Source organism: Leyella lascolaii, assembly GCF_900079775.1.
Taxonomy (GTDB): Bacteria; Bacteroidota; Bacteroidia; order Bacteroidales; family Bacteroidaceae; genus Prevotella; species Prevotella lascolaii.
This window is the reverse complement of the sequence record NZ_LT556050.1, coordinates 93,341-116,259: the sequence shown is the minus strand read 5'-3', so window position 1 is coordinate 116,259 and position 22,919 is coordinate 93,341. Positions and strand designations below refer to the sequence as shown.

Genomic DNA, 22,919 nt, shown 5'->3' with positions numbered 1-22,919 from the left:
TCATATATTTATTTGCATATATAAAATTAATATTTTATTTTTGCACATGCAGTCCAGTATGTGCATACGGATGAAGCGAACGTAACAATAATAATGTATGTCAGTATCTAAAACACGACAGAAGCTGGTGGATGTGGCACGGCAGTTGTTTGCAAAAAACGGAATTGCCAATACGACAATGAATGACATTGCTGTCGCATCAGGTAAAGGACGCCGTACGCTTTATACATATTTTAATAGGAAGGAAGACGTGTATTCGGCTGTGATAGAGTCTGAGCTGGAACGGCTTTCCGACAAGCTGGATGAAGTGGCGGCCATGAAGATACGGCCACAAGACAAGATTATAAAACTCATTTATACGCACCTCAGTATGATAAGAGAGACGGTGGTGCGCAATGGTAATCTGCGTGCCGAATTTTTCCGGAACATTTGGATGGTGGAGAAGGTGCGCAAGAATTTTGATGAAGATGAGATAGAGCTTTTCCGTAAGGTGTATGCCGAAGGCAAGGCTGATGGTGAGTTTGACATCGAGGATGTGGATCTTGTTGCCGATATCACACATTATTGTATAAAGGGACTTGAAGTGCCGTTCATATATGGTCGCCTTGGACATGGAATGACAGAAGAGGCGAGCAAACCGCTTGTGGCTAAGGTGGTATACGGTGCCCTTGGAAAGAATACTGCCAAATGACAATTTATTGTATAGTTTATTTATAAATAAAAAGAAAATGGGACTTTTATCAGGTAAGACAGCTCTTATTACAGGAGCTGCGCGCGGTATCGGCAAGGCTATCGCGCTGAAATTTGCATCAGAAGGTGCAAACATCGCATTTACAGACCTTGTTATTGACGAGAACGGAAAAGCGACAGAGGCAGAGCTTCTTGCACTTGGAGTCAAAGCGAAGGGATACGCAAGCAATGCGGCAATGTTCGGTGAGACGGAAGAACTTGTCAAGAAGGTGCATGAGGATTTCGGGAGCATTGATATACTTGTGAACAATGCAGGTATAACAAAGGATGGTCTGATGATGCGTATGACGGAAACACAGTGGGATGCCGTTATTGCCGTTAATCTCAAGTCTGCATTCAATTTCATCCACGCATGCACGCCTATCATGGTGCGACAGAAGAGTGGCTCTATTATCAATATGGCATCTGTGGTGGGTGTTCATGGAAATGCCGGACAGAGCAATTACGCCGCCTCGAAGGCTGGACTGATAGCTCTTGCAAAGAGTATAGGACAGGAGATTGGAAGTCGTGGCATACGCGCCAACGCCATAGCTCCGGGATTCATAGACACAGCCATGACACAGGCTCTGCCTGACAATATCCGTGCGGAATGGATAAAGAAGATTCCATTGCGCCGTGGTGGAACTGTTGAGGATATTGCCAATGTCGCAACGTTCCTTGCATCCGACATGTCTTCTTATGTTACCGGACAGGTGATACAGGTAGACGGTGGCATGAATATGTAATTTGCGTCTTGCTCATTATGCATAATCCGTAATATATGCGCAAAGCAGATTTTATGGATTATGCATAATATTTAATGATAATCTCAATGAAGGTTTTATACGAAGACAACCATATCATCGTTGTAAACAAGGATAGCGGGGAAATTGTGCAGGGTGACAAGACCGGTGACGTGCCGCTGTCTGATATTGTCAAGGAGTATATAAGAGAGAAGTATAACAAACCTGGCAATGTTTTTCTTGGCGTGGTCCATCGTCTCGACAGACCCGTGTCCGGTGTCGTGGTGTTTGCCAGGACATCGAAAGCGTTGTCCCGTCTGAACGATATGTTCCGTAATGGTGACGTGCATAAAACCTATCTTGCGCTAACAGCCGGCAAACCTCCCAAACCGGCAGACACTCTTACAAGCTGGCTAGTGCGCAATGAGAAACAGAATAAAAGCTATTGCTACAATCATGAGGTGCCGGACTCAAAGAAGGCTGTGCTAAGTTATAAGGAAGCCGGACACACAGATAATTATACATTACTGGAAGTGGAATTGAAGACAGGACGCCATCATCAGATACGCTGTCAGCTTGCTTCCATAGGATGTCCCATAAAGGGAGACATAAAATACGGGGCACGGCGCAGCAATCCGGACGGTAGCATATCGCTGGTCTCGTCTAATATAACATTCGTACATCCCGTCTCAAAACAACTGATGAGTTTCGACGCCATACTACCAGATGAACCTTTGTGGCGTGGTATAGTGCGCATCGCCTGATGCATACAGCATGACGGTGTCAGGCGGATGCGCGTTTCAGAATAAGATATTCCAGATTTACATACAAAGACATGCCAATGAAGAAAATCTTTAAGAAGATACTGATAGTCTTGCTAATACCGGTCGCCATATTTTTCATCATGGCAGTGCTTTTGTATATACCTCCTGTTCAGAACTGGATTGTAAGACAGGTAACATCAACAGCATCCGAAAAGACAGGACTTGACATATCCGTCGACAATGTGAGACTGGCGTTCCCTCTTAATCTAAGCGTAAACGGTGTGTGTGTGCTACAGCCGTCTGACTCTATCTCAGGTAAGAAAGATACGATAGCAAATGTTCGCAACATAATTGTAGATATAAGGCTTCTGCCTTTGTTCAGAAGTCAGGTTGAAATAGACCGTCTTAGTCTTAGCGATGTAAATCTGAATACTGTCGGACTTGTTGAGAGCGCGCGTGTAAGAGGAAATTTCGGCAGTCTTGAACTTATAAGCCATGGTATAAATCTCAATAAGGAGACAGTGCGTCTCAATAGTGTGTCACTGGCAGACGCAAATATAGATGTCGCGTTGAACGACAGTGTCCCCGAAGATACCTCAGAATCATCCAATTTCTGGAAAATATGTCTTGACAAACTCGATATATCACGCACTTCCGTTACTGTACATATGCCCGGGGACACACTCCAACTGTCTGCTTATATGGGCAACGTGAATGTCAGGAAAGGACGTTTTGACCTGCATGAAGGCAAATATACAGTAGGTCGTTTCAGACTGGATAACGGAAAGATAACATACGACAATAATTACGAGAAACCAGTTTCCGGTCTCGATTATAACCATATCGCGCTTTCTGGACTGAACATGTCGGTCGATTCAGTCGTCTATCACAACACGGCATTAAGTCTTCGGATGAATGAGTGCGCGTTTTATGAGAAAAGCGGCATACGCATGGAAGAAATCAGCGGCTCTGTCTCACTCGATTCCGCCAGGATTAACATGCCCGATTTCCGATTGCGTACAAGCGAGTCATCAGTGCGTGCTCGGGCTGATGTCGCATTCAATGCCTTTTCAGACAAATCCACGGGAAAACTCAATGTACTGTTCGATGCATCGCTCGGCAAACAGGACCTGTCCCGCTTCATGGCTTCAATGCCGTCTGGCTTTATGCGTAGATGGCCCAACTATCCGCTTTCCGTGAAAGCTTCTGTGACTGGAAACATGAGGCGGGCAAGCCTTGACGGTATTGTTATAAAACTGCCCTCGGCTTTCGATATAAGCTGTAATGGGCGACTTATGGATTTGAACGATGTCAAGAAGTTAGGAGTTGACCTTCATCTGAAAGCCAAAACCTATAATATGGATTTCATCGCTTCTCTTGCCGGCAGTCCTGCTCTGCGTATTCCAAAGGGCATATCCGTTGACGGGAAACTCATTGCCAGAGGAACCAAGTATGATGTGGATGTCACTGCTGCCGAAGGCGGAGGAAAATTAAACTTGTCCGCATTCATGAATACAGACGGAATGTCCTATAAGGCAAAGGCTGAGGCTGAAAGGCTTGACATAAGCCATTTCATGCCGTCTCTTGAATTCAAGCCATTCTCCGGCAGTATCGTCATGTCCGGAAAAGGAACCGATTTTCGCTCATCACATACGCGACTCAATGTCAATGCCATTGTGTCCGACTTCGTCTATTCTGTTTATAATCTGTCCGGTATAACATTCAACGCAGTTATCGACAAAGGCAAGGCGCGTGCCACTCTCGACAGCCACAACCAGTTGCTTGACGGCAGTGTGGCACTCAATGCGGCGATGAGCCATAAGAGTATGCGAGGCAATTTGTCGTGTGATATAAAGAATATTGATTTTTATCGGCTTCGGGTGTTCGACGTGCCTGCGGAGATGTCTCTTAAAGCAGATATGGATTTTGCCAGCAACTTTAAGAAAAACCACAGAGTAAGCGGAAGCATACGCAATATTGCCTTGACAGACAGTTCGCGTGTGTATACACCGGAAGATGTCCTGATAGATGCGTTCACACGCGCTGACTCAACGTCGGCTGTAGTGAGAAGCGGTGACTTCGACATGATGGTCAGAGCCTCCGGAGGATATGAGAAAATAATGCGCAGTGGTCAGAAGCTGATGGCTGAGGTAGCCAGGCAGCTGAAGGAACGCTATATAGACCAAGCCCGTCTGCGTGAGAATTTCCCGCACATGAGATTCCATTTCTGTGCCGGACGTGACAACTTCTTCAGCCGCTCACTCAAAAAGTTCGGTTTCGACATGAAGCATGCTCAGATAGATATGCGCTCATCCATGTCAGACGGAATTAACGGAAACATCGCCATCGATTCGCTTGTTGTCTCAGGTGTGCGGCTTGACACCATAAGATTGGTAGTGAATTCCGATACCTTGCGTACAGATTTCAACGGTCAGGTGCGTAACGGTCCCGGAAACCCGCAATACGTGTTCAATACCCTTTTCCGGGGAGCATTCTATGAGCGCGGCATCTATTTGGGAGTGCGAATGTATGACGACAAGGAACGAGTGGGAGTGTCCTTGGGTGTAGATGCTGCTATGGCGGATAACGGCATCCGCGTACGCTTTGGAAGCAGAGGCACTCCGATACTTGGATTCAAGCCTTTCGAGATAAACAAGGACAACTATCTGTTCTTTGGAGACGACAGGCGTATCTCCGCAAATCTACGGCTTAGAGCTGATGACGGTATGGGAATCCGTGTTTTCACGAACGACAGTACAGAGGCTCTTCAGGACATAACTGTCGGTCTGGTCAAGTTCAATCTTGATGAAGTGCTTTCCGTGATACCGTATGTCCCCAAGATGTCAGGAATACTGAACGGCGATTTCCATCTTGTGAGCACGGCTGATGAGAAAAACATCTCGTCGTCCGTATCCATAGAGAACTTCGTTTATGAAGGCAACCGCATCGGCAACTTATCAAGCGACTTTGCCTACATGCCGAAAGAGGACGGCAGCCATTACGTAGACGGTTTCCTCTCATGCAATGATGAGGAGATAGCCACCCTTAAAGGCAGCTACAATTCGGCGGATGACGGTTATCTCAATGCCGATCTTACATTGAGTCGCACACCGCTCCGGATAATCAACGGTTTCATGCCAGACCACACTTTCGGACTTAGAGGATATGCCGGAGGAGACCTGTCAATAAAAGGGGCGTTGTCTTCACCTGTAGTGAACGGCGAGGTCAGGTTCGACTCTGCTTATGTTGTCAGCATCCCTTATGGTGTCCGGCTTAGGTTTGACGAGACTCCTGTACCGATAACAAACAGCAATCTTGTTTTCGATGACTATAAAATGTATGCCCGGAACAACAGTCCTCTGACTCTTACGGGATATTTTGATTTTGCTGATATGGACAATATGTATCTCGATCTCGGTGTACGTGCCACGAACTATCAGCTCGTCAACGCAAAGGAAAACAGACGCTCGGAGGTTTACGGCAAGGCGTATGTAAACTTCTACGCCATGATGAGAGGTTCTCTCGAGAGCATGCTGATCAGGGGCAAGCTTGATGTGCTCGGCTCGACAGATATGACATACATCCTGCGCGACTCACCGTTGACCACCGACAATCAGCTTGACGGACTCGTCAAGTTTGTCAATCTCAACGACTCCACGGAAGACATTGTCACTCGGCCGCCGCTTACAGGCATAGACATGGATTTCACAATGAGCATCGATGAGGGCGCACACATCATGTGCGCGCTTAACGAGAGCCACTCAAACTATGTCGACCTCATTGGCGGAGGAGACCTGCGTATGCAGTATAACGCAGTCGACAACCTGCGGCTTACGGGAAGATACACCTTGAGCAACGGTGAGATGAAATATTCGCTTCCGGTGATTCCATTGAAGACGTTTGTCATACAGGATGGCAGTTACATAGAGTTTATGGGCGATCCGATGAACCCGAAACTCAACATCACGGCTACGGAGCAGACCAAGACGAATGTCTCTACGGACGGAGATGCGGGACGCAGTGTACTGTTCAATTGTGGAGTGGTCATCACAAAGACGCTTAACGATATGGGACTGAAATTCATCATTGATGCGCCGGAGGATATGACAATACACAATCAGCTCCAGACCATGTCTGAGGAGAACAGGGGAAAACTTGCCGTCACCATGCTTACAACCGGCATGTATCTTGCCGACGGCAACACAAGCTCATTCTCCATGAACAGTGCCTTGAGCGCATTCCTCAACAGTCAGATAAACTCCATATCGGGAAATGCCTTGCGCACGCTCGACCTCAGTTTCGGTATGGACAACACCACGCTCAGCAGCGGACAGGTGCAGACGGACTATTCGTTCAAGTTCTCCAAACGGTTCTGGAACAACCGGCTCAATATTGTCATTGGAGGAAAGGTCTCTACAGGAGCTGAAGTGGAGAATCAGAACAATACGTTCTTCGACAACGTGACATTCGAATACCGTCTCAGCCAGAATTCCAACAAGTATCTCAAGCTGTTTTATGAGCGCGACAGCTATGACTGGCTTGAGGGTTATGTCGGCAAATACGGCGGAGGTTTCATGTGGAGACGCAAGTTGCAGCGTCTCACAGACATATTCAGATTCAAGAGCAAGGACAATTCTGACAAAAATATGCCAAAAGATTCTGTTACAGTAAGCAAAGATGAAAACAACAGATAGATTCTCATTATGCGTCGTTCTTATAATATCGGGAATGCTGATGTCGTGTTCAAGCACGAAGAACATTCCTGAGGACGACCAGCTGTTTGTCGGTCTGACGAAGATAGAATACAAGGACTACGAGAAGAACGACCATTTTCTTGCCGTGCAGGAAGAGGTGGAGGCTGCGCTCGCCACGGCTCCCAACGGAGCGTTGTTCGGAAGTTCTTACCACCGCTCTCCGTTTCCTTACGGACTGTGGATATGGAATGCGTTCTCCAAGTCGCGCTCTGTCTTCTCGAAGTGGATGACCAAGTCGTTCGGTAAGCCTCCCGTGCTGATGAGCCGGGTCAATCCGGAGCTTCGCGCCAAGGTGGCGAATGAGCTTCTCCGTTCCAACGGCTATTTCGACTCAAACGTGGAATATGATGTCATCACTCAGAAAAACCCGAAGAAGGCAAAGATAGGCTATACTGTCAGTCTGGGCAATCTCTACAGGATAGATTCGCTGAGATATGTCAATTTCCCGCCGCGAGCCGACTCTCTTATACGCTCCTCACTCGGCGAGACACTCATACATCCGGGCGACCCTTTCAAAGTCTCGGTGCTTGATGCCGAGCGTACACGTCTGAGCAACGTGTTCCGCAATAACGGATATTATTATTACCAGCCCGGCTATGCGTCCTATCTTGCCGATACCGTCTCGGTGGCTGATACGGTTCAGCTGCGCCTGCAGTTTGCCGACAGCGTGCCCGACGGAGTGCGCCGCAAGTGGTATATAGGAAAGGTCAACCTCGAGTTGCGGAAAGATTTCATGGAGACGCTCAGCGATTCGCTTGTGCACAGATACTTCACAGTGCGGTTCAACGGTCGCAAACCGCCTCTCCGCACGCGTGTCATATTGCGCGACCTGAAGCTGCGTCCGCGCAGACTTTACAGCCACGACGATTATCTGCAGTCTGCAAGTAAGATAACCGGAACCGGGCTTTTCAGTTTTGTAGATTTCAAGTTTACACCCCGTGACACCACATTGAGCTGTGATACGCTCGACATGACCCTCAGTTGTGTGTTCGACAAACCTTACGATTTCTACGTCGAGGCAAACATGGTCGGCAAGACGAGCGGCAAACTCGGACCGGGAGCTGTCATAGGTATAAGCCGTCGCAACGCCTTTCGAGGGGGAGAGAAACTCGACATCAACATCAACGGCTCATATGAGTGGCAGACCGGACACAACGCTGACGGCAGCAGTTCGGAGATGAATTCATATGAGTATGGCGCAAACGTGTCATTAGAGCTTCCGCGTCTCGTCCTTCCTTTCTGGCGTCGTGTGCGGTGGTACAACACTCCTTCCACAATCTTAAAGGCATCGTCGAGCGTCATCAACCGCTCCGGATATTTCAAAAGACATATTGTTTCGGGCGAGCTCACATACAATTTCCAGCGCACTGCCACGTCTGTCCATCAGTTCAGTCCGCTCATCCTGCAATATGAATACATGACACACATGACCGAGGCGTTCGGAGATGTCATGAACGAGAACCCGTATCTGCTCGTGACAATGGCTGACCAGTTTGTGCCTAAGATGCGTTACTCATACACTTATTCCAGTCCTGCCACCTACCGCAACCCCATTTACTGGCAGGTGGTGGTAAGCGAGGCGTCCAATCTGCTTTCACTCGGTTATCTGGCTGCGGGGAAAAAATGGAACAGCAAGTACAAGCAGATGTTCAAGAATCCTTATGCGCAGTTCTTCAAGATAGAGACCGACTTCAGCAAGACATGGGCAGTGGGCGACCACAGTCAGCTTGTGGGGCACGTCAGCACCGGACTCATATGGTCGTACGGCAATTCTGAAAGCGCGCCTTACAGTGAGCAGTTCTATGTGGGAGGAGCCAACAGCATAAGGGCTTTCAATGTGCGCAGCATCGGACCCGGTGCTTATCACACCGACAGCGAGCGTACGTCGTATATGGATCAGACCGGAGACTTTAAGCTGCAAGCCAACCTCGAGTACCGTTTCCGCCTGTTCGGAAATCTCTACGGAGCCACGTTCCTCGATGCGGGCAACGTGTGGGCATTGCGTGACGACGGCTACCGCACAAATTCCTTGTTCAAGGTGAAGAACCTGCTGAAGGAAACCGCGCTGGGAACAGGCGTAGGACTGCGCTACGACCTTGAGTTCTTCGTGCTGCGCCTTGACTGGGGCGTGGGTCTTCACGTGCCGTACAAGAGCGGTTTCTACAACATATCGTCGTTCCGCGACGGACAGAGCCTGCATTTTGCCATAGGCTATCCGTTCTGAAAACATGCATGGGGAGAGGCGGCGTATGTGCGGAGCGATGCACCGGCTAATTTGTGTCAGGAGCAAAAAACTGCTCCGCGCTTTTCGTTTTCTCATTCTTATTTGTTACTTTTGCAACCAGAATTATTAACAATATAAACAATAACATATTATGAAGCCTACATTATTACTTCTTGCAGCTGGTATGGGCAGCCGCTACGGTGGATTGAAACAGTTGGACGGTTTAGGACCTAATGGCGAGACAATAATGGATTATTCCATATACGACGCCATCAAAGCCGGATTTGGCAAAATCGTGTTTGTTATCCGAAAGGATTTCGAGCAGGATTTCCGCGATAAGATTCTTTCCAAGTATGAGGGTCACATCCCGGCAGAACTGTGCTTCCAGTCGCTTGAGGATCTGCCGGAGGGATTCTCTGTTCCCGAGGGTCGTGTCAAACCGTGGGGCACAAACCATGCCGTGCTCATGGCAAAAGACATTATCAAGGAACCGTTCTGCGTAATCAACTGCGACGATTTCTACAATCGCGACGCATTCCAGGTGATAGGCAAGTTCCTCTCCGAGCTGCCTGAAGGTTCGCAGAACAAGTATGCGATGGTGGGCTTCCGCGTAGGCAACACACTGTCTGAGAACGGTACGGTGGCACGCGGCATCTGCTCCAAGGACGCCGACGAGAACCTCACCACTGTTGTGGAGCGCACCGAGATAATGCGCGTGAACGGTCCTGTGTGCTATAAGGACGAGCAGGGAGAGTGGGTAGCTGTTGAGGACAACACGCCTGTGTCGATGAACATGTGGGGATTCACTCCCGACTATTTCGAGCACAGTGAGGCTTATTTCAAGGAGTTCCTCTCCGATCCGAAAAACATGGAGAACCTCAAGGCTGAGTTCTTCATCCCGTTGATGGTGAACAAGCTTATCAATGAGAAAACCGCTACGGTGAAAGTGCTCGATACGACCAGCAAGTGGTTTGGCGTGACATATGCAGCCGACCGTCAGTCTGTTGTAGACAAGATACAGTCTCTTATCGACGAAGGCGTTTATCCGTCAAAACTCTTCTAATCCGACATTTGCGTTCTGCGGCATTAGCTTATGACTGCAGAATGGTTCGTAAAATAATATGTACGGCGCATTGCCTCAGGCGATGCGCCGTATTCGTTCACCACGGTATGTGCCTTGTCGCCCCGTAACGGCATACAGACTTCATCAGTGTCTGGCGGTGATGTCAGCGCGGGGCGGTTTCCTCCATGATGCGTTATTAATTTGTCATGCCATACGCTCTTCCCGTCTCTTTTGTCGTTCCGTGCCTTTCCGATGCAAAAATCCATAAGTGTCACAATCAGCTGCAATCGGAATTTCAGAACAATATTTCCTGATTCTTTGTTTGTGCACATTTCTCTGATAATCAGACAATTATGGTTTTGTGTCGGCATATGGTGCATATGACGTTGCGAAAGAGGCTCTTTCACGGTGCGGAAAAGCCTCTTTCGTGGTCTCAAACGGGCTCTTCCGCAGTGCGGAACAGGCTTTCCTGCAAGAGCGGAAAAACCGTACAGTCTTGCCATACCGTTTTCATTTTATTGTCATCGTGCCGGTTAAGCTTTCCGGCGACATCCGTGGCATGTCACCAGTACGCCTTTTCCTGCTTGACTGGGAGCGTTCTCCGCAGTGAGTCATGAGTGTGCCGGTATGGTATGCCATGCGTTTGTGCAGTTTCATGTCTGCCTGTATTGCAGGCAGGCGTCATGCTTTTCTCAGTCGTATGACAAACGGAAAACGTCCAGAGCTGATTGTGTTCTGCTCCGGACGTATCGGTTGAAAGTTTAAAAACAGGTATTTCAGTTTACTATGAACTTCTTCGCGGCTCTCAGCTGATGGCGCATGTTGCTTAGCAGCTGCTGGCTTTCCTGCAATATGTTCAGATATACGAGCGACACCTTGAAGTCGCTGTCGTCGCTCTGCTGTATGCGGTTGATGTGCCGCTTGCGCACGGTCGACAGCAGGTCTTTGCATGCGTCGGCGTTGGCGAGCACCTCGCGGTAGTTCTCATACTGCCCTGTCGAGATGATGTTCTCGGTCTGCCGCATCAGTTCGTTTATCTTCTCGCGTATGGGTCTGAACTCGTTCACGAATATCTCAGGTATCGGGTTGAAGCTGTTGTCCACGTGTTCCTTTATCGGTTCGAGCATGCGCCGCAGACAGTATATGTACTGTTCTGATGAGTTTATGCCGAGATGGAACCATGTGTTGCGTTCTATTGCTATGTCGCTTGGCACTCTCCTCAGTGCGAGCAGCTCCTGACGGCGGTATTTCTTCAGCTCCTCTTTCTCGTTTCTCAGTTCGCGCTGTACGTGGCGCAGCACGCTCGGCTTCTCGTTTTCAAGACCGTCGATTATCTTGTTGAACTGTTCTATGGTGAAACGTGCCACGAAGCTCTGCGTCTTGCTTACGTGCTTGTTGAGCAGGTCCCATACTATTTCCGGGTCGCGTGTGCGCATCATCAGTCGGAACATGTTGCTCTTGCCGCTCTCTTTCTCCTTCTTCTTATACTGGCGGTTGCTGCGTATGAGGAGATAAACCACGAGTATCATGAACGCCACCTGTATCACTATGCCTCCGTAGAACATCAGCAGGCACACTATGGCACATGCCGCGAAGGCTGCTCCTGCCGTTATGAACCATCCTCCGATGACGCTCAGCACTCCTGTCACGCGGAACACGGCACTCTCGCGGCTCCATGCGCGGTCGGCAAGGCTTGAACCCATTGCCACCATGAATGTGACGTATGTCGTTGACAGAGGCAGTTTGTAGTTGGTGCCTATGGTGATGAGCATGGAAGCGAGCACCAGATTCACTGCGGCGCGTACGATGTCGAATGCAGCGCCTTCGCTCAGTTCAGCCTCGTTCTTGTTGAAACGGCTGTCTATCCATTGCTTCAGTCTCTGCGGAATGTAACGCTTTATCACTGAGTCGGCGTCCTGTGTGGCGCGTACTATGCTGCGTGCTGCGCGGCTCGAACCGAACATCTCGTCGCCCTCATCCTGACGTGAGAGGTCCACGCTGGTCTTTATCACGTTGTGGGCTTTCTTCGATGTCGCCATCGCTATTATCATTATCACACCCGCAGCTATGAGATATATGGGCGGAGTCTTTGCGCTTTCCATGAGCGATGTCATGAGGAAAGAGTCGGCTGACGCGCCGTTGGCGTTTGCCATGAAGTCGTTGTATGAGTCGAGTCCGGCAAGCGGCACTCCTATGAAGTTCACAAGGTCGTTGCCGGCGAATGCCATTGCGAGCGCGAACGTGCCCATGAGAACCACAAACTTGAATACGTTTACACGCATCAGATGTAGCACTTCCATGATGAGCGTGGAGCCTATGAATGTGTAGACGAGCAGCATCCGGGTGTTTTCCGTTATCCATTCGCGTATGCTTGCCTCAATGTAAGGCGACTTGCCGAGTCCCTGCAGGAAGATGAAGTAGGCGAGCGCGGTGAACGCTATGCCTCCGAATATGGCTATGGTGTAGCGGCTGTGCTTCTTATAATTGAACGTGAAGATGATTCGCGAAATCCATTGCACCACGATACCGAAGAAAAACGCTATCGCGACACTCACGAATATGGCGATGATTACGCTAAGAGCCTTGTCTGTGTTGAGCAGGTCTCCGTAGCCCAGCGAGCCGTCGCCTATCATCTTTATGGTGGCAAGCACAAACGTTCCGCCCAACAGCTCGAACACGAGCGACACGGTGGTGGAGGTAGGCATGCCCAGAGTGTTGAACATGTCGAGGATTATCACGTCCGTCACCATCACCGCAAGGAATATGGTCATCACCTCGTTGAACGATAGGTTGTTCGGACTCATGATGCCGTGACGCGCCACATCCATCATCCCCGACGACATGACAGCTCCTACTGCCACACCAAGCGACGCGATGACAAGCACCGTGCGGAATTTCGCAACCTTTGCTCCGACGGCGCTGTTGAGGAAGTTCACGGCATCATTGCTGACGCCCACAAACAGGTCGAATACTGCCAGACACAGCAGAAAGACAACAATACATAGATAAACTGTTTCCATACAAATTTATAAAATTGTCACATATGTTTTTTCAGTCCGCAAATTTATAGCCGTCATATTACAGTGTTTTTAAACACATGTTACAATTGTGTTACAAACACACCTTTCCTTTCACACTCTCTGACGCACCTTTCAATGAGCCGGAACGCATACGCCGCTTTTGCCATTACGTCATATTTTTATTTAATGTTTGTGCTGTTTTTTCAGATAATTATTATTAATTTTGTGGCGGAATAATATGTTTTTAGCCATGGGACGGCAGATAGCCTGAGATAGTTATAGGAGCATGGCTTCATATGAAATGTTGATACACAATTGCAAGAAATGAGTAACGGACAATTGACTCATGTGCTCACAATGACGGTTGACAGACTTTCGGCACCGGAATCGCTGAAAGGCATATGTCATCATCATCGCGACGGAAGTCCTCTTCCTTCCGGTAAGGTGCTTGAAGAAATAATATCACTGGCGCGGGCAATACTGTTTCCCGGTTATTACGGTAATTCATCATTCGACTCAAAAACCATTCGTTATCATATAGGTGTGAACGTCGAGAAGCTGCACAGACTGCTTTCCGACCAGATAGAGGCAGGACTTTGCTTCAGCGACTGTTGCAGCGAGGATGCTCCTGACGACAATACGGGGCTTTCGGAAAGGGCGGAAGAACTGTCGGCGGAACTCATCTCGCGTCTTCCTGAAATAAGAAGCGTACTCTCGACTGACGTCACTGCGGCATACTACGGTGACCCGGCGGCGGAGAACTGCGGCGAGGTCATCTCGTGCTATCCCATCATCAAGACTCTTGTGAACTATCGTCTGGCTCACGAGCTCCATCTGCTCGGGGTGCCGCTCATACCAAGGATTATCACCGAGATGGCTCATTCGGAGACCGGAATAGACATCCATCCCGCAGCATCCATTGGCAAATACTTCACAATAGACCATGGCACGGGAGTGGTGATAGGCGCGACATGCGTCATCGGAAACAATGTCAAGATATACCAAGGAGTGACGCTCGGCGCCAAGAGCTTCCCGCTCGACAGTATGGGAAACCCTATAAAGGGCATACCGCGCCACCCTATAATAGAGAACAACGTGGTGATTTATGCCAATGCCACAATTCTGGGACGTGTCACGATAGGCGAGGGCTGCGTGGTGGGAGCCAATGAATGGGTGACGGAAGACATGAAGCCCAACACTAAGATAGCAAGAACGCATGGGCAGGATGTGTAGCCGCAAGCATGTGAAATACACGGTGACACATCGCGGACAATAAGAAATGACTGAATATAACACAAAAAACAGATATGAACGAATTTGAACTCATAGCCAAGACATTTATGGGACTTGAGCCTGTTCTTGCAAAAGAACTGATACAGATGGGAGCCAACAATGTCAAGACAGGACGCCGCATGGTTTCGTTTACGGGCGACAAGGAAATGATGTACCGTGCGAATTTCCAGTTGCACACTGCCATACGGATTCTTAAACCCATAAGCCACTTCAAGGCACGTTCGGCAGATGACGTATATAATGAGGTGAAAAAAATAGACTGGAGCGGGATTATAGAAAAAGGAAAGACCTTTTCTGTCGATTCGGTAGTCTATTCGGAGGAGTTCAGAAACTCCAGATTCGTGACCTATAAGGTTAAGGATGCCATTGTAGACCAGTTCCGGGAGAACACCGGAACAAGACCGAATATTTCGGTGAGCAATCCGGATATACGCCTTAACATACATATTGCCGAGGACAACGCCACGCTCTCGCTCGACTCAAGCGGAGAATCCCTGCACCGCAGAGGCTACAGACAGGAGTCTGTCGAGGCTCCTCTCAACGAGGTGCTTGCTGCCGGAATGATACTCATGACGGGCTGGCACGGTGAGTGCGATTTCATCGATCCGATGTGCGGATCGGGCACCCTGCTTGTTGAGGCTGCGCTTATCGCCCACAACATGAGCCCGGGCATATTCCGCAAGGAGTTTGCTTTTGAGAAGTGGAGCGACTTTGACAAGGAGCTGTTCGACAACATCTACAACGACGATTCGCAGGAACGGGAGTTCAAACATCACATCTACGGATACGACATCGACGTGAAGGCGGTAAACACAGCGCGTCTTAACGTGAGGGCGGCAGGCCTTACGGGCGACATAACTGTGGAAGAAGCCGACTTCGCTGATTTCAAAAAACCGGCAAACAAGAGCATCATCGTCACCAATCCGCCTTATGGAGAGCGCATCTCCACGCCCAATCTGCTTGCCACATACAGGATGATAGGCGAGCGGCTGAAGCATGAGTTCACCGACAATGAGGCGTGGGTGCTGAGCTATCGTGAGGAATGCTTCGACCAGATTGGTCTGAAACCGTCGATAAAGATTCCTGTATATAACGGCTCTTTGGAGTGTGAGTTCAGGAAGTACACCATGTTCGGCGGCAGGATGAAGGAGTTCAGGTCAGAGGGCGGAGTAGTCAAGACCGATGAGGAAAAGAGACAGATGGCTGAGAAACACCGTTTCAAGAAAAACCGTGAGTTCAAGAAGCGCATCGATGAGGAGGAGGAGAACGAAGCCGCAGACATCCGTTCGTTCAAGTTCTATTCCATAGAGCGGATGAAGAACACGCCTGAACGCCGCAACGCCGGAAGAAACCGGGATGCCTCGGACGACTCTGACAGAAAACCGTCGCGCCGTGATTTCAGGAAGACGGAGCGCGGGGGAAAGCATTTCGGACGCGGAGGCAAGCGCGAGGAACGTGATTTTGGTAAATTCATAAAAAGGAGACCGGCAGATGAGGATTAAGTTTTCAACTTTATTATTGGTTATTTTCAGCATGTATTTTGGCAATGCGGGCGCACAGCTGAAGCAGTTTTCACTGGAGGATCTTAATTTTGGCGGCAACAACTATTACAATATGTCGCCGAAGAACAGGTACACAGCGTGGTGGGGAGAGACTCTTGTCCATAACGACTACGACAAGTGCAGTGACGTCAATCCTAAGAATGCCGGCGAGAAACAGCTGTTCACGCTCGACGATATAAATAATGTGATAGAAAAGGAAGGACTCGGCAAGGACGGCAAGATACACAGTCTTTACAGCGCGCAGTTCCCTTATGCTGACAAGAACATAGTGATGCTCACCAACGGACACATGAGAGTGCTGGTTGACTGGAAGAAGAAGGAGGTGGCGGCATCCTATGTCAGCGGTCAGGGAATGCAGGCGGAAGAATGGAACGCAGTGTCCCGGACGCTCGCTTATGTCAAGGACGACAATCTGTTTGTTGTGGGCAAGGACGGCAAGACAGTGCAGCTTACGACCGACGGGTCGAGAGATATTGTGTACGGACAGAGTGTCCACCGCAACGAGTTCGGCATAAATAAAGGTCTGTTCTGGAGCAACGACGGACAGAGTCTGGCTTTCTACCGCATGGACCAGTCCATGGTGACAGACTATCCTCTTGTGAATATAGACACGCGCATAGCGACATTGGAGCCAGAGAAATATCCTATGGCTGGAGAGACAAGCCATGAGGTCACTGTAGGTGTCTACAGTCTGAAGACCGGAAAGACGGTTTATCTGAATGTGGGCGACCCGAAAGACAGATACTTCACAAACATCTCGTGGACTCCGGACGGCAGACAGATATATCTGATAGAAGTCAACCGCGACCAGACCGACGCAAGTCTCGACGCCTATGACGCACAGACAGGCAACAAGGTGAATACATTATATCATGAGCATCATGACAAATACGTACACCCAGTCAATCCTGTCGCTTTCCTGCCATGGGACAGCAGCAAGTTCATACTTCAGAGCGAGCGCGACGGATACAACCATCTTTACCTGTTGAGTACGCAGGGCGGCGAGCCGAAACAGCTTACAAGCGGCAAGTGGGTGGTGCTCGCACTGATGGGATTTGACGTGAAGAACAAGTCTGCCATAATCCTTTCTACGGAGTGCAGTCCCATTCAGAACAACATCTATTCGGTCAATGTGGCGACCGGAAAGCGCAGACTGCTTGATAACGGCAAGGGTTGTCATGCCAACAGCGGTGACGGTCACAGGCTCGCTTTGTCTCCTAAGGGCAGTCTGATAATAGACAATTACACCGAGCCTGACGTTCCGCGCAACATTGATATAATAGATACGAAGTCGGCAAAAAGAGTGAGCTACTTCGTTGCGGACGACCCATGGAAGGGATATGCCGTGCCGCAGTTCACGTCGGGAACGATAAAGGCAGCCGACGGAAACACCGATCTTTATTACCGTATGGTGAAACCTCACGACTTCGACCCGTCCAGGAAATATCCCACAGTGGTCTATGTCTATGGCGGACCTGGCGTAAGAAACGTAGAAGCCCGTTGGCATTTCTGGAGCCGCGGATGGGAAACCTACATGGCGCAAAAGGGTTACATCGTGTTCATTCTTGACAACCGTGGCTCGTCAGACCGCGGCCGTGACTTCGAGCAGGCGACATTCAGACATCTCGGTGTCGAGGAAATGAAAGACCAGATTTGCGGTGTCGGCTATCTCAAGACCCTTCCTTACGTCGATGCCGACCGCCTCGGCGTGCACGGATGGAGCTTCGGCGGATTCATGACCACATCTCTTATGACCACCTATCCGGATGTTTTCAAGGTTGGCGTGGCAGGCGGTCCGGTCATCGACTGGAAGTATTATGAGGTGATGTACGGTGAACGCTACATGGACACTCCGCAGACCAACCCCGACGGTTACAAGGAAAGCAGTCTGCTTTATAAGGCAAAGAACCTTAAAGGAAAACTTCAGATCATCACCGGAATGAACGATCCTGTGGTCGTTCCGCAGAACTGCCTGTCTTTCCTTCAGGCTTGCATAGCAGCCGGAACACAGCCCGACTTCTTCGTATATCCGGGTGAACCGCACAACATGCGAGGACGTCAGAGTGTTCATCTGCATGAGAGAATAACCCAATATTTTGAGGATTACCTCAAATAAACGTGATAATGCGGCAGCCGGATGTCCTCTGTCTGCCGTTATGTGTTGTATTGACAAAACGTAAACAAATAGAGATAGCTTATGAATATTCTTTTGCTTGGAAGTGGAGGACGCGAGCATGCCCTTGCATGGAAAATCGCCCAGAGTGAGAAAGTGGACAGACTGTTTATCGCTCCCGGTAATGCCGGCACCGCCGGATGTGGAGAGAATGTTGACATAAAGGCAGACGACTTTGAGACGTTGAAGGAATTTGCTGTCGCAAACAGCATCGGAATGGTTGTCGTCGGACCGGAGGACCCGTTGGTGAAAGGCATATATGATGATTTCAAGAACGACCCGCGCACATCTTCCATTCCCGTCATCGGACCGTCAAAGGCAGGTGCCGTGCTTGAGGGATCGAAGGATTTTGCCAAGGGTTTTATGCAAAGGCACGGCATACCGACCGCAAAATACCGCACGTTCACGGGTGAGACACTTGAGGAGGGACTCGCTTTTCTGGAAACGTTGAAAGCCCCTTATGTGCTGAAGGCTGACGGACTGTGCGCCGGAAAGGGCGTTCTCATCCTGCCGACACTTGATGAAGCCAGAAAGGAACTGAAGGAAATGCTCGCCGGTATGTTCGGAAACGCTTCCGCAAGGGTAGTCATCGAGGAGTATCTCAGCGGCATAGAGTGCTCGGTCTTTGTACTTACAGACGGAAGGAACTACAAGATATTGCCGGAGGCAAAAGACTATAAGCGCATCGGAGAACACGACACCGGACTCAACACCGGTGGCATGGGAAGCGTGTCGCCCGTTCCTTTCGCCACTCCGGAATGGATGTCGAAGGTGGAGAACCGCATCATCCGTCCTACTGTCGACGGACTTGCCGAGGAAGGAATAGACTATAAGGGATTCATCTTCTTCGGTCTCATAAACGTTGACGGTGACCCTTTGGTGATAGAATATAACTGCCGCATGGGCGACCCGGAGACAGAAAGCGTCATGCTGAGGCTGAAGAGCGACATTGTCGACCTGTTTGAAGGAGTGGCTGACGGCAGCCTCGACAAGAAGACAATTGAGTTTGACGAGCGTGCCGCAGTGTGTGTGATGCTTGTCAGCGGCGGCTATCCGCAGAAATATGAGAAAGGTTATGTCATTGAGGGTCTGGACAAGGTGAAGGACTCGGTGCTGTTTCATGCGGGTACACAGTTGAAAGACGGCAACGTCGTTACGAGCGGAGGACGTGTCATCGCAGTATGCTCTTACGGTCAGAACCGTGAGGAGGCGTTGGCGAAATCGTTTGAAGGGGCGCGTCTCGTCAATTTTAAGGACAAATATTTCAGAAGAGACATCGGGCAGGATCTGTAAGCCCGGTGTCGCTGAACGCATGCCTGTGGCATAACAGGATAACAAACTCATAATATCATTTTGGCAAAAAAGAGAATACAGAACATAGTGGCTGAAAGCCGTTTCGCACTGCCTGTCACAGCGGTATACGCCTTGCTTGTGAGCATGGCGTGCGGACTGGCTGAGCGGAATCTTTGGATTCAGTTCTCCGTGCTGGCGGTGTCTTCCTACCTTATGGTGGAGCTGAACAACTCCAACGCCATCATCCGCGTATACAGCCGTATGGTCTCATGCTCGTACATCGTGCTTTTCCTGATGTCCGGACTTCTTGTGTCTCCCGTATCGTCGGTTCTGACACAGTTGTGTTTCATCGTGTTCTACATGTTCTTTTTTCATGCCTACCAGAACAAAAGTTCCATGGGACTTGTGTTCTATGCCTTTCTTATGATAGGACTGGCAAGCACAATGTCTGTCCATGTGTTCTTTCTGATCCCTCTGATGTGGATTCTGCTGTTCACAAATGTTCTTGCAGGCAACATACGCACATTCTTCGCATCAGTCATCGGACTTGTTTTCCCTTATTGGTTTCTTGCCAGTTATCACATATACACCGGAAATCCGGAGGCTCTTGCCGCCCATTTCCGCAAGCTGGCAGAATTCGGAAAGCTGTTCGACCATACCGTGCTGACTGACGGCAGAATCATGGTTCTTGCCATGCTTGCCCTGTTTATGGTCGTCGGTATCGTGCATTTCCACAGAAACAGCTATAAGGACAAGATACGCACCCGCATGATTTATGAGATATTTTCCATTACAGGCATATACGTGATGGCACTGCTGGCGCTTCAGCCGAATCTTTACTCGGAGCTTACAGGCATCATGGTTGTCAACACCGCGCCCCTGATTGCCCATTACATCGTGTTCACCAACACCCGACTGACAAACGTCTCGTTTTTTGTCATAGTCCTTTCGATATTATTAATGACAATTTATGGTATATGGATGCCTTCATAGACTTCTTGATTAATTGGGGATATTGGGGCATGCTCATATCCGCCTTTCTTGCCGGAAGCATACTGCCCTTCAGCAGTGAGGCGGTCATGGTGGGACTGCTGGCAGCCGGATTGCAGCCCGGACCGCTTGTCGTTTACGGGACGATAGGCAATGTCGCCGGTTCCATAATGAATTACGGCATCGGCCGTCTGGGCAAGCTTTACTGGATAGAGCACTATCTGCATGTGAGCAAGGAGAGCCTGTCGCGCGCCGAGCGTTTCATGGCGGGGCGCGGGGCATGGGTCGGTTTCTTCGCTTTCATTCCCGTGCTTGGCGACGCCATAACCATAATGCTCGGACTGATGAGGGCCAACGTGCTCATTTCAGTAATAAGCATATCTGTCGGCAAGATGCTCAGATACGTGTTTCTCGCATACGGAGTCGAACTAATATTCTGATGATGAAAAAATATAACATCCTTTTTTTGTTGGCAATACTGTCTGTGGCGGTCTCGTGCAGCGACCGTCGCGGACCTGACGCAGGCAAGCGTGTGATTACGGTAACTATAGAACCGTTGAGATATTTCACCGAACGCATAGCAGGAGACAGGTTTGATGTGGCGACCATGGTGCCTGAAGGAGGCAACCCGGAGACATACGAGCCTTCAGCCAGACAGATGGTGAACCTCTCGCGAAGTGTGCTGTATGTGAAGGTGGGGAGCATAGGTTTCGAGCGTACCTGGATGAAAAAGCTCGAGCAGAACGCACCCCACGCCATCGTAGTGGATTCTTCCGACGGCATATCATTGGTGAAGACAGAAAACGGAATAGCCGATCCGCACACATGGATGAGCACCGCCAATGCGCGCATAATTGCCGGAAACATATACAGGGCACTTGTTAGGATAGACAAGAAAGACAGTATCTATTTCAAGAAAAACCTCGATAGTCTTGTCGACTCTATCAATCGTGTGGACTCGGAGGTGAGGCGTCTGACGGAGAAAGCGTCGCACCGCACTTTCCTCATCTATCATCCCGTGCTCACGTATTACGCCCGCGACTTCGGACTTACGCAGATTCCGCTGGAGGAGGAGAACCGCGAGCCGAGCGCGCGACAGATGCAGAGTGTGATAAACAGGGCGAAGAACGGACGTGCCAAGGTGTTTTTTGTACAGAAGGAGTTCGCTAACGGCAACATATCGAGTGTAGCCGGAAGTACCGGGACGGTGATGGAAGAGATTGATCCGCTCGGATATGACTGGCAGAAGGAAATGATAAAGGTAGCAAGATGTCTGAGATGAGAGAACGGTCTGTCATAGAGACTGACGGCATGTCGGTGGGATATGACGGCAGGGTGGTGCTGGACGATGTCAGCATAAGCGTGAAGGAACGCGACTTCCTCGGCATTGTAGGTCCCAACGGGTGCGGAAAGACCAGCCTGATAAAGGTGTTGCTCGGTCTGATGCGTCCGATGTCGGGTTCTGTGCGCTACATGCGCGACGGCAACACGGTGAAAAGCCTGTCGATGGGCTATCTGCCCCAATACACCAGTCTGGACAGGAAGTTCCCTGTCTCAGTGCACGACGTGGTGCTGTCAGGACTGAAGCCCTCGCTGCGTCCGTATGCCTCATACGCCGGACGGCAGCAGGAGAGGGTGCGGGAGGTGCTGCACACGCTGGAGATAGACCATCTTCAGCACCGTCATATAGGTGAGCTGAGCGGAGGGCAACTGCAAAGGGTGCTCCTCGCACGTGCAATCGTGTCCGGTCCGGAAGTGCTTGTGCTTGACGAGCCTAACACTTATATAGACCGGCATTTCCAGACCCAGCTTTACACGATGCTGTCGCGTATCAACGAAAGCTGTGCTGTCGTCATTGTAAGTCACGATATCGACTCGGTGTTGAATAACTCGAAGCATATCGCCATTGTCAACCGCTCGGTGCGCCTTTGCCCGGCTGCTGATGTGACGGAGGAGGATATAGCCGGAAGCATGCGCTGTTAGCCGTTGCCGCACCGCAACTCACTGAGCGTGATTCCTGCGTTGACAGCAGAGGCATGTGTGTCAACGGATGCATAAGAAAAGGCACGGATATTGTTCCGGAACCGTTGCCGGAAGACATTCGGAAGCCGTCCGCCGCTTTTGTATGTGTAGTTTTTTGCTTTCACGGGAGTCGTCAGCAGCGTCAGAACCGCGTTTCATGAACAGGCATCCGTACATGGCGCGAAGTAAAAAATCTTGACATTATTTTTCTGCAAAATAGAAACGTTGTGGCGGACTGCTCTGTGATGTCCGCACGTTTTCCCGCGTTCTTGTTCCGGCTTACCCCGCA

General features: G+C 49.8%; 17 protein-coding genes. 15 read left to right on the top strand and 2 right to left on the bottom strand.

Annotation, left to right across the window (positions count from 1 at the left end):
* Nucleotides 1–97: 97 nt before the first annotated feature.
* From BN4609_RS12995 to BN4609_RS12970, 6 genes are all read left to right on the top strand, one after another.
* The gene (locus BN4609_RS12995) at nt 98–691 is read left to right on the top strand and encodes a TetR/AcrR family transcriptional regulator (RefSeq protein WP_021993574.1); all 594 of its coding nucleotides are present in this window, start codon (nt 98–100) and stop codon (nt 689–691) included.
* 37 nt (nt 692–728) lie between these two features.
* A complete protein-coding gene (gene fabG, locus BN4609_RS12990) occupies nt 729–1,475 on the top strand; it encodes a 3-oxoacyl-[acyl-carrier-protein] reductase (protein WP_068857063.1) in 747 nt (248 codons plus the stop codon).
* Nucleotides 1,476–1,561: 86 nt separating this feature from the next.
* Complete coding sequence (locus BN4609_RS12985; RefSeq protein ID WP_068857278.1) at nt 1,562–2,236, top strand: RluA family pseudouridine synthase; 675 nt, start codon at nt 1,562–1,564, stop codon at nt 2,234–2,236.
* A 77-nt stretch (nt 2,237–2,313) separates the two neighbouring features.
* Nucleotides 2,314–6,930, top strand: a complete 4,617-nt coding sequence (locus BN4609_RS12980; protein ID WP_068857062.1) for a translocation/assembly module TamB domain-containing protein — start codon at nt 2,314–2,316, stop codon at nt 6,928–6,930.
* Nucleotides 6,914–9,214, top strand: coding sequence for a translocation and assembly module lipoprotein TamL (gene tamL, locus BN4609_RS12975; protein ID WP_068857061.1), 2,301 nt, complete (start codon nt 6,914–6,916; stop codon nt 9,212–9,214). The genes BN4609_RS12980 and tamL overlap by 17 nt, the downstream gene beginning before the upstream one ends.
* A gap of 151 nt (nt 9,215–9,365) precedes the next feature.
* A complete protein-coding gene (locus BN4609_RS12970; RefSeq protein WP_021993580.1) occupies nt 9,366–10,277 on the top strand; it encodes a glycosyltransferase family protein in 912 nt (303 codons plus the stop codon).
* Between the two features lie 23 nt (nt 10,278–10,300).
* Here the strand turns inward: BN4609_RS12970 and BN4609_RS12965 are convergent, their stop codons facing one another.
* On the bottom strand, nt 10,301–10,543 hold the full coding sequence (locus BN4609_RS12965; protein ID WP_164071693.1) for a hypothetical protein: 243 nt from the start codon (nt 10,541–10,543) through the stop codon (nt 10,301–10,303).
* A 95-nt stretch (nt 10,544–10,638) separates the two neighbouring features.
* Between BN4609_RS12965 and BN4609_RS12960 the strand changes: the two genes are divergently transcribed.
* Nucleotides 10,639–10,887, top strand: coding sequence for a hypothetical protein (locus tag BN4609_RS12960; protein ID WP_068857059.1), 249 nt, complete (start codon nt 10,639–10,641; stop codon nt 10,885–10,887).
* Nucleotides 10,888–11,053: 166 nt separating this feature from the next.
* Here the strand turns inward: BN4609_RS12960 and BN4609_RS12955 are convergent, their stop codons facing one another.
* Nucleotides 11,054–13,297, bottom strand: coding sequence for an inorganic phosphate transporter (locus BN4609_RS12955; RefSeq protein ID WP_068857058.1), 2,244 nt, complete (start codon nt 13,295–13,297; stop codon nt 11,054–11,056).
* Between the two features lie 324 nt (nt 13,298–13,621).
* Here BN4609_RS12955 and BN4609_RS12950 point away from each other — a divergent pair, with 324 nt between their 5' ends.
* From BN4609_RS12950 to BN4609_RS12915, 8 genes are all read left to right on the top strand, one after another.
* The gene (locus BN4609_RS12950; protein ID WP_068857057.1) at nt 13,622–14,530 is read left to right on the top strand and encodes a serine O-acetyltransferase; all 909 of its coding nucleotides are present in this window, start codon (nt 13,622–13,624) and stop codon (nt 14,528–14,530) included.
* A gap of 74 nt (nt 14,531–14,604) precedes the next feature.
* A complete protein-coding gene (locus BN4609_RS12945; RefSeq protein ID WP_021993583.1) occupies nt 14,605–16,092 on the top strand; it encodes a THUMP domain-containing class I SAM-dependent RNA methyltransferase in 1,488 nt (495 codons plus the stop codon).
* Complete coding sequence (locus BN4609_RS12940; protein ID WP_068857056.1) at nt 16,082–18,268, top strand: S9 family peptidase; 2,187 nt, start codon at nt 16,082–16,084, stop codon at nt 18,266–18,268. Before BN4609_RS12945 ends, BN4609_RS12940 begins: the two co-directional genes overlap by 11 nt.
* 81 nt (nt 18,269–18,349) lie before the next feature.
* Nucleotides 18,350–19,618 (top strand): phosphoribosylamine--glycine ligase, encoded by a 1,269-nt coding sequence (purD, locus tag BN4609_RS12935; RefSeq protein ID WP_068857055.1) that lies wholly within the window; start codon nt 18,350–18,352, stop codon nt 19,616–19,618.
* A gap of 60 nt (nt 19,619–19,678) precedes the next feature.
* A complete protein-coding gene (locus tag BN4609_RS12930) occupies nt 19,679–20,611 on the top strand; it encodes a hypothetical protein (RefSeq protein ID WP_068857054.1) in 933 nt (310 codons plus the stop codon).
* Entirely contained in the window at nt 20,596–21,048 is a 453-nt protein-coding gene (locus tag BN4609_RS17020; RefSeq protein ID WP_021993587.1) for a YqaA family protein, read from the top strand. The genes BN4609_RS12930 and BN4609_RS17020 overlap by 16 nt, the downstream gene beginning before the upstream one ends.
* Before the next feature lie 29 nt (nt 21,049–21,077).
* Nucleotides 21,078–21,890 carry a metal ABC transporter solute-binding protein, Zn/Mn family gene (locus BN4609_RS17015; RefSeq protein ID WP_241033266.1) on the top strand — a complete coding sequence of 271 codons (813 nt, stop codon included), beginning with the start codon at nt 21,078–21,080 and terminating at the stop codon, nt 21,888–21,890.
* Nucleotides 21,878–22,591, top strand: coding sequence for a metal ABC transporter ATP-binding protein (locus BN4609_RS12915; protein ID WP_241033265.1), 714 nt, complete (start codon nt 21,878–21,880; stop codon nt 22,589–22,591). The genes BN4609_RS17015 and BN4609_RS12915 overlap by 13 nt, the downstream gene beginning before the upstream one ends.
* Nucleotides 22,592–22,919: the final 328 nt, after the last annotated feature.